The sequence below is a fragment of the Stenotrophomonas sp. HMWF003 genome (assembly GCF_003061285.1).
Taxonomy (GTDB): Bacteria; Pseudomonadota; Gammaproteobacteria; order Xanthomonadales; family Xanthomonadaceae; genus Stenotrophomonas; species Stenotrophomonas maltophilia_AP.
In genome coordinates, this window is record NZ_QAIW01000412.1 from 1 (window position 1) to 1,091 (window position 1,091).

General features: G+C 69.3%; 1 pseudogene. It reads right to left on the reverse strand.

Annotated features, from left to right (window positions below):
• Positions 1-58: 58 nt before the first annotated feature.
• A pseudogene (locus DBR34_RS17670) lies at positions 59-1,030 on the reverse strand (prolyl oligopeptidase family serine peptidase); the annotation flags it as partial.
• Positions 1,031-1,091 lie beyond the last annotated feature (61 nt).

Below are 1,091 nucleotides of genomic sequence, written 5' to 3' on the forward strand. Positions count from 1 at the left end.
GTGGCGGCATGGGGGCCGGCAGCGCCCATCACGACGACGACACCGCGCCGCGCTGACCTCACCGATCGTCGTGCTGTCTGCCCAGTTCGTAGGCGGGTGGCGTGTCACCCATCAGGTGCATGACGAAGTAGTCCCACATGCGGCGCATATAGTACGTGTCGTTGCGGAACAGTTCGTGGTCCTGATTGGCCAGGTACAGCAGGTCGTAGTCCTTGTTGGCGGCGTTGAGCGCGCGCGCCAGCTGCAGCGTCAGTGCCGGCATGGCGTTTTCGTCCAGGTCGCCATACACCAGCATCAGTTTGCCCTGCAGCTGCGCGGCCAATGCGCTGTTGTCCAGCGGCTGGAACACCGCAGGCACGGCCGCCGCATCGGGTCGCACCGCGCTGCCGTCGGCGTACACCGGTTGCCCACCCACCAGCCGGTCCATGCCGTGAATGCCGCCGCCGTACATGCCCTGGAAGCTGTGGCTGCCCGCCGATGCCACGCCTACGCGGTAGAAGGACGGATGGCGCAACAGTGCCCGCGCGGCACTGTAGCCCCCGAAGGAATGCCCGTAGATGCCCACGCGTGCCAGGTCCATACCCGGGTAGCGCGATGCCAGTTGCCGGATCGCGGCGACGTGGTCGTCCAGCTGCACGTCGGCAGCGGTCAGGAAGCTGCTGTCGTGAAACGCCTTGGAGCGGCCGGGCGTGCCACGCGCATCGATGCTGACCACCACGAAGCCGAGCTGGCCCAGGCTGGCGCGCGCCACCGGATTCATCGTGGCGGTGGCGTCCAGGTAGCCCACCGGGGCGTTGCTCACATGCGGCCCGCCGTACATCGCATCGATCACCGGGTACCGGCCGCCGGCGGTGTAGCCGGGTGGCAGGTACACCGTGGCGTAGATGGGGGTGCGGCCGTCGGCGGCCAGCAGCTGCTCACGGTGCGGTGGCTGCCAGCCGGCCGCACGCACGGCGCTGTCGTCGGCGTGTTCCAGTGGCAGCACCACGCGGCCGTCGCCGGTGTCGCGCAGTACGGTGATGGGCGGGCGTGACCCGCAGCTGCTGGCACCGTCGGGCCGCTGGGTGGTGGACAGCTACTCGACCGTGGCC